General features: G+C 62.0%; 8 protein-coding genes and 1 pseudogene. 3 read left to right on the plus strand and 6 right to left on the minus strand.

Annotated elements, in window-relative coordinates:
- Positions 1-368: 368 nt before the first annotated feature.
- A complete protein-coding gene (locus D3227_RS32525; protein ID WP_245451982.1) occupies positions 369-863 on the minus strand; it encodes a group I truncated hemoglobin in 495 nt (164 codons plus the stop codon).
- 391 nt (positions 864-1254) lie between these two features.
- Between D3227_RS32525 and D3227_RS32530 the strand changes: the two genes are divergently transcribed.
- Positions 1255-1566, plus strand: coding sequence for a DUF1236 domain-containing protein (locus D3227_RS32530; RefSeq protein ID WP_120018276.1), 312 nt, complete (start codon positions 1255-1257; stop codon positions 1564-1566).
- 160 nt (positions 1567-1726) lie between these two features.
- Here D3227_RS32530 and D3227_RS32535 read toward each other — a convergent pair whose 3' ends face one another.
- Positions 1727-2212: a pyridoxamine 5'-phosphate oxidase family protein gene (locus tag D3227_RS32535; protein ID WP_120018277.1), complete on the minus strand. Its 486-nt coding sequence runs from the start codon at positions 2210-2212 to the stop codon at positions 1727-1729.
- A gap of 58 nt (positions 2213-2270) precedes the next feature.
- A complete protein-coding gene (locus tag D3227_RS43900; RefSeq protein WP_281034997.1) occupies positions 2271-2396 on the minus strand; it encodes a hypothetical protein in 126 nt (41 codons plus the stop codon).
- Positions 2397-2707: 311 nt separating this feature from the next.
- Between D3227_RS43900 and D3227_RS32540 the strand changes: the two genes are divergently transcribed.
- A complete protein-coding gene (locus D3227_RS32540; protein ID WP_120018285.1) occupies positions 2708-3001 on the plus strand; it encodes a hypothetical protein in 294 nt (97 codons plus the stop codon).
- A 94-nt stretch (positions 3002-3095) separates the two neighbouring features.
- Here D3227_RS32540 and D3227_RS32545 read toward each other — a convergent pair whose 3' ends face one another.
- Complete coding sequence (locus D3227_RS32545; RefSeq protein WP_120018286.1) at positions 3096-3638, minus strand: hypothetical protein; 543 nt, start codon at positions 3636-3638, stop codon at positions 3096-3098.
- 195 nt (positions 3639-3833) lie between these two features.
- Positions 3834-4187: a cupin domain-containing protein gene (locus D3227_RS32550; protein ID WP_120018287.1), complete on the minus strand. Its 354-nt coding sequence runs from the start codon at positions 4185-4187 to the stop codon at positions 3834-3836.
- A 364-nt stretch (positions 4188-4551) separates the two neighbouring features.
- On the opposite strand from D3227_RS32550, the gene D3227_RS32555 reads away from it, so the two are divergent.
- Positions 4552-6528, plus strand: coding sequence for an acyltransferase family protein (locus D3227_RS32555; RefSeq protein ID WP_120018278.1), 1977 nt, complete (start codon positions 4552-4554; stop codon positions 6526-6528).
- Between the two features lie 105 nt (positions 6529-6633).
- On the opposite strand, the pseudogene D3227_RS43160 reads toward D3227_RS32555, so the two are convergent.
- Positions 6634-6791, minus strand: a pseudogene (locus D3227_RS43160) (pyridine nucleotide-disulfide oxidoreductase); the annotation flags it as partial.

Raw genomic sequence — 6791 nt, forward strand, 5'->3', positions numbered from 1 at the left:
GTACTATTGATACTCAGCTTTTTTGGCTTACGTTAGACCGCTCAATTTTGGACAGGCATAAATGACGCTCACAGGAGGCGCATGGCCCACATGGATATCACCACAATTCTGGTCATAGTTCTTATTGTCATTCTGCTAGGCGGCGGCGGCTTCTACGGCCGTGGACGCTGGTACTAAACCGCGAAGATCATCGACGAGTCAGGGACCTCTTCGTTCCCGCACTCCGCCCGATTGGCCCGCGCCCTCCGTCAGAGGCGCGGGTTTTTGTTGCCTCCTGGAAAATCTCTCGGGATCGCACCTTGTTGCGCGACCGGAATCATCCGTCCGATCGTTCCTCATGCCCTACCCCTGCGGAAACACAGGGGACTTCAGCCCTTCTTGACGTAGCCGGCGGTGACCTCATCCTTGTGCGCGGCGAAGGCTGCCAGGACCTCGGTTTTCTCGGCCTTCGGAACCTTGAAGTGGTCCAGGGTCCGTCCGAGTTCCGCTGCGACCTCATCGAATTCCGCGGGAGATATCCGCAGGTCCCGGTGCGCCTCCTCAAGGCCGAGCGGCGTCGTGCCAGGCTTGGTGGCCGTGAATTTGAAGGGTCCACCAGAAACGTCGCAGACCCATAGCGTGCGCATGAACTTGAGGCCGGGCAGCCTTTCCAGGTTCTTGGTGTGCCATTTCCGCAGCTGCGGGTTCTTGGAGTTCTGGCCGACGATGGGATTCTTCACGACGGCGTCGCTGAAGTGATCCACCACCGCTGCGATGGCGAAGACGCCACCCAGCCGTTCGTACAGACTTTTCTCAGGCGTGGATTGCTCGTCCTGCGCGTGCGCGTTCTCCGCCGACAATACAGCCGTCGTCGCGGCGGTCACTGCCAGCCCTGCGACGACGATCCGTCTTGTGAAAGAGGTCGAATCAGCCGTTTTCATCTCTGGTTCCCTCCGAGTTGGGCCAGAACAAGCCGCAGCCTGTCTGGCGGCTTCAATGAAGGCAGAGTCTTAATCCGCCATCGTCTGAGGAATTAACGAGCCTCCCAGCCGAATTATTCCGATTGACGGCATTCCCACCATCAACATGCGAACCTTCGGCATGGGCGAAGATTCGTGCATGGCACCAACCGGACTATCCGAGCGGGCTGATCATTTAGACGGCGCTGATGGGAACGATAGGCAGCGGCCAGAGTTAGCTCCATGGGCTCGCCATAACGGGACTATCAAGCCAGTCGCCCGCGACGATCCAAAGGCGAAGCTCACAGGAGTTATAATGAAGAATTATCTTATCGCTGCTGCCGCCGCCGGGTTTGTTTTGGTCGCCGGTATTGGTGCGGCCGTTGCAGAGGACGTCATCGTGATTGCTCCCGAACAGCAGACCGTCATACGCGAATACGTGCACAAGCAGAAGCTTGCGTCGGTCAGCCTGCTCGGCGTGGAACTCAATGTCGGTTCGCCTCTGCCCGACACGGTTGAACTTCATACGATCGACGTGCCCGACGTGAAATACAAGTACGTCGTCGTTCAAGATCGTACGGTGCTGGTTGACCCGGATACACGCAGGATCGTGCAGGTCATCGACTAACCATGCCGCGAATGGAACAAACGCCTCGGTGACGTGTTGATAGACACATCGAACACCCCGAGCGTTTGGTGTTTAAAGAGCCCGCTTCCAAAGTCCCCTCTGGCAAGCGGGTTTTTTGCGCCTTCTGCCTTCGATGGTCCTCGCCGGGACGCCACAGCATCTACTGAAACGCCTGCCGTCCGGAGATGGCCTCGATCCTGATCCGATAGAACAGATGGCTGCCCGAAACGGCCGGCGTTGCGCCGCCCAGATTCAGGGCGCCGGGTTCCCACCAGTTGGCATGCTTCTGCAGCAGCGACCAGGCGAACTCCCGGTCATGCTTCGACTCGGGAAGCGGCTGGTCGACGGCGGGAATCGTGTTGTCGACCTCCGGCGCCTTCGGCAAGTCCTCGAACAGGCCATCGACGACGACGCTCTTCCAGCCGTCGCCGGCGACATCGTCGACCTGCAGGCAGACATGCGGGTTCTTCCGCATCCATTCGACCTTCTTGCCGGGCAGAGAGAAGCTGAAAATGGCGTTGTCGCCGAAGGCAAAGTGGATCGGCACCACGTAAGGCCGGTTGTCCCTGACGCAGGCCAGGCGGCCAAGCCTGGTCGACTTCAACAGGGCAACGCATTCCGGCCGCGTCATCTCCTTGATGTTCATTGCGATTGTTCTTTCCGTTGGTGTTCGTTTGCGTTGATGGTCAGGCTGACCTTCGGGATCATTGTCCCAGATCGATGCGCCGGATGGCCTGCACCGCCTCTGCTTCGGCAACACCGATCAGCGCGCCGATAGCCTGGATCGCCTCGATCTGGCCGCGGGCCGCCACCGTCTTTGCGCAGGCCATGCAGGTCGTCGCGAATTTCGCAGAGCGTGGTTCGGACAGTGAGGGGCATTGGGCCGCCTTCCTGCGACACAACAGGCTCAGATGATGATAGGTTCCGCCAGGGCAGAAGGCGCAGGGCAACAACCGCGCCTACCCGCAGGACCATCGGGCTCAGCAGCGGTCGCCAGTTTACAATAGAAAATCATTTTCTCATTCGATAATTTCTGAAAATATCATGCTCTGCTTTCAAAAGTATTTGGAACTCTTTTGCAAACGACCCGTTCCTCCCTTGGTCGCTTTGACGATCTGAAATGCAACAAGAGGAATTGATCATGAACATCAAGATGCTTTGCATGGGCGCGATGGCGCTTACGATGATGAGCGGCGCAGCCCTTGCGGGCGGCAGCACCGGAACCTCGGCGCTCGACGATCCGGCGAAGATGACGCCCTTCTTCACCGATGCCGGCATGAAGACTATGAAGCCGGCGGAAGAATTCAAGGTCGCGTGGTTGGCGATGAAGGAAGAGGACCGCGCCGGCATGACGAAGGAATGCGGCGACGAGGCCATTGCCAAGGCGCACGACGATTTCTGCAAGATGACCAAGCAGCTCGGCGGCGCCAACTAAGCGCAGCCAGTTCGGTACAGTCGAATATGGCGGGCAGCGATGTCCGCCATTTTTCTGGGAGCGGAGCGCACCCGGCCCGGGCGCCCTGCTCCAGCTACTTAACCGGGATCATGAGATGTGCGTAGGGCGTGCCCGCCCACATCACATAGGGCCTGGACGTGTCAGGCTTGGGGTCCGCCGGATAGCCCTGCATCATGTCCATGGCGTTGACGATCATCACATGCGGGCCGGTCTCTATCCAATTGTTGCCTTCCTCGGGCTTCGTCGCAAAAGGATCGGTGTTGCTGCCGTCGCTGCCGCCGGACAGCATGTACATGAAGCCGACCTTGCCCTTGGGTGGTTCCTTCTTTTCCATCCAGGCCATTGCCCATTCCATCGAGTTGGCATCGCCACACATTGGATCCGGGCCAGGCGTGGCCGGGTGATCCGGCATGCACCAGAAGCCGTTCTTGCCCTCGCGCAGCGTGCGCATCGCGCCCTTCTCATCCATGGCGTGGATCGCAGCGCCGCTTGCCACGGCGAGGGGTGCGGCTGATTCAGCGCTCTTGATCATCGCAGTGTCATCGGCGGCTGCGCCTTGCATCGCAAACAAACTGCTCGCCGCCAAAAGGGCAGCGACCGTCAGAAGCCGTTTCATGGCCATTCTCCGGTTTGAGTTGATCTTGTTGCATGAATGTCGGACGCACGGCGTTCCAGAGCCGTTTGTCGGTGATCAAATCCTAGCAGATCGCACGCATCCGGTGCTTTAGCATCGCCTAATATTAAGCGGACTATATATCGTCTCAACTCGGGCCGTGCACCACGCTCGGCTGCCTGGGGGCGCGGTCGTGGATCAGTCGACCCTAACGACAAAATGCTTGGTCACCGGCTCGATGATCTTCCAGGTGCCCTTGAAATCGGCTTCGACGACGAAGGCATCGCCAGGCCCAACCTCGACCGGCGCGCCGCCGTCGGCCGTGATGATGATGCGGCCGGCAATCATGTGCACGAACTCATAGTCCGTATAGGTCGCATGATAGGTGCCTGGCGTCGCCTGCCAGGTGCCGGACATCACCTTGCCGTCGGCAGTGGTGTGCTGCACGGCGGTCTTCATCGTCGGCTTGCCCTCGACCACCACCCAGCCCGCGAGGTCGCCGGCCTCGGCATTGTCGACGGCGCCGAATTTGAGGATGGTGGTGTCGGTCATGGTCGGGCTCCGTTTGAACGCTGCCGGATTGGCTGGCTGGGTGATAGCCGATGCGGTGAGCGCCGGCAACGCGGGGGCCGACTGCAAATGTCGGAGATTGCGAAAGCGGTGGGAGAGCGTCCTTCTCCCCGTGAACGGGGAGAAGGGAGCTACCCTCCGCTTATGTTGCACTGCGTTAAATATGTTGCATTGCGGTATCGGGCCATAGGCGCGAGTCTTTGACACGGGCGGGCTGTCAACGGCTGTGGTGCCGCGCGTTCGATGCGCGCGGAGGCGCTGCAGCACGTGTGATCCCCGGCGAGCTGTCTCTCGCCGGTGCGGACCATCGGTTCGGGGTCATGCACCAACACGAGGTCTAACAATCGTGTCAGCATCGTTCCGGCCTGATATCGAAGGCTTGCGCGCCGTGGCGGTGGCGGGCGTGATCGCCTTTCACTTCGGGCTTACGTCGCTCCCCGGCGGCTTCACCGGCGTCGACATCTTCTTCGTCATCTCCGGCTATCTGATCACAAAACATTTGCTCACCGAGATCACCGAGACCGGGCGGCTGAATCTCTGGCGCTTCTATGCGCGCCGCGCCCGGCGGCTCTTGCCGGCGTCGCTGTTCGTCATCCTCGCCACGCTGGTGGCCGGCGCCTTCGTGCTGTCGCCGGAGGAGCAGTCGCTCTATTCCAAGGGCGCCATGTTCGCCTCGGCCTATATGATCAATCTGTGGCTGATCCGCTGGTCGTTCGATTATTTCGCGGCGGATGCGACCAGCAACCCGTTCATCCATTTCTGGTCGCTGTCGGTGGAGGAGCAGTTTTATCTGGCCTGGCCGGCGCTGCTGATGCTGGCGGCGTGGCTCGCCCCCGGCAAGCGCGCGGCGATGCTGGTGATCGGCCTTGTCGGCCTCGTCTCTTTCGCCGTCTGCGCCTGGCTGACCACGGTGGCGCAGCCCTGGGCGTTCTATTTCTCGCCGCTGCGCGCCTGGGAGTTCGCCGCCGGCGGTCTCGCAACCATGGTGCCGGCACGTTTCTGGCGCGAGCGCCCGCAGCTCGGCGCGCCGCTGGCGTGGCTGGGTCTGGCGCTGATAGCGGGCGCCTATCTCAGCTTCACCGAGGAAGCGCCCTTCCCCGGCTTCATGGCGTTGGCGCCGGTGGCCGGCACGGTGATGCTGCTGCTGGCGGGTGCCGCCAATGCCGAGCTGCGCGCCAACAGCGGCCCGAGCGCTGCACTGGCGCTGCCGCCGCTGCAATGGGTCGGCAAGCTGTCCTATTCGCTCTATCTCTGGCACTGGCCTGTGATCGTCTATGCAGCGATGCTGGTGCCCGATCTGACGCCGCTGCAGCGCGTCGGCTGCATGGCGCTGACCTTGGCGCTGTCCCTCTTCACCTATCATGTCATCGAGAACCCGATCCGCCGCAATGGATGGCTTATGGCCAATGCGGCGCGGGCGCTGGTGCCGGCCGTCCTCCTGACCGGCACCGGCGTCGCAGCCGCTTATGCCAATGCGCGGCTCGCCGTCAGCGATCTTGACCCGGTGCAGCGCAGCATCGCCGAGAGTGCGGCGCGCCCCTCCACCGCGCGCGCCAAGGTCGGCTGCGTGCTCGACTACGAAACGGTGACGCCAAAGCCCTGCGAGTTCGGCGACAAGGCCGCGCCGCGCACGATCGCGCTGTTCGGCGATTCGCATGCCGACCACTGGTCGACGCCGCTAATCGCGGCGGCCAGGAAGAACGACACCAAGGTGGTCACCTGGCTCAAATCGTCCTGCCGGGCCTCGCAGCTGACGGTGTGGGTGACCAAGCTGAAGCGCGACTACACCGAGTGCGATCAATGGCGCGCGCAGTCGATCAAGGAGATCATCGCGGCGCGGCCGAGCCTGGTGGTGATTTCGGAGATCGCGCTGGCGAGTTCGCGCAAGATGTCGCCCGACGCCCAGATCCCGGCCGACCAGGACGCTCGGTGGCGCGATGGCCTGCGGGCGACGCTGTCAGCGTTCACGCAGGCCGGGCTGAAAGTCGCCTTCATCCGCGACGTGCCGTTCAACGAAGAGCATGTCGACACCTGCGTGGCCAGAGCGCTGTGGCGGGGCGAAGCGCCCTCGCTCTGCGACCAGAAGCGGACCGACGCCGCCAACGACGCGGCGGCCGCGGTGGAGCGCGACATCGTACGCTCGGTGCCCAACGCCAGCTACATCGACATGACCGACCAGTTCTGCGACGCCACCATTTGCCATGTGTTCATCAACGGCAAGATCGCCTACCGCGACCGGCACCATCTCGCGACGTCGTTCGCGGAATCGCTGGAGCCGGAGGTGGAGAAGGCGGTGTTCAGGCAGGTGGTGGCGCAGAGGTAGGGGCTTCCTATCCGGACACGGGGGCGATGCCTCAGCGCTCCCAGTCCTTGGGTCGCGCGACATATGGCCGTGACGGAAGTCTTCGCGGGCGCTCCGTCAGGTCACTCAACGCTCCATTTCCAGCTCGGCCTCCAGACTCTCGATGTCGCGGAAGATCGACGCGACAGCCAGCGTCCGCCCTTCGCGCTTGAAGCGCAGGAGACAATCCTTGGCAACAACGTCACCATCGACCGCGATCTCGTCCCATTGCTCGGCATGGCCGA

Source organism: Mesorhizobium waimense (assembly GCF_003601975.1).
In the GTDB taxonomy this organism is placed as follows: Bacteria; Pseudomonadota; Alphaproteobacteria; order Rhizobiales; family Rhizobiaceae; genus Mesorhizobium; species Mesorhizobium waimense.

What these genes read in the sequence shown, in the direction of transcription:
- D3227_RS32530 (WP_120018276.1), top strand. Translation starts at nt 1,255, where the DNA reads ATGAAGAATTATCTTATCGCTGCTGCCGCCGCCGGGTTTGTTTTGGTC.
- D3227_RS32545 (WP_120018286.1), bottom strand. Translation starts at nt 3,638, where the DNA reads ATGAAACGGCTTCTGACGGTCGCTGCCCTTTTGGCGGCGAGCAGTTTG.
- D3227_RS32540 (WP_120018285.1), top strand. Translation starts at nt 2,708, where the DNA reads ATGAACATCAAGATGCTTTGCATGGGCGCGATGGCGCTTACGATGATG.
- D3227_RS32550 (WP_120018287.1), bottom strand. Translation starts at nt 4,187, where the DNA reads ATGACCGACACCACCATCCTCAAATTCGGCGCCGTCGACAATGCCGAG.
- D3227_RS32535 (WP_120018277.1), bottom strand. Translation starts at nt 2,212, where the DNA reads ATGAACATCAAGGAGATGACGCGGCCGGAATGCGTTGCCCTGTTGAAG.
- D3227_RS43900 (WP_281034997.1), bottom strand. Translation starts at nt 2,396, where the DNA reads ATGGCCTGCGCAAAGACGGTGGCGGCCCGCGGCCAGATCGAGGCGATC.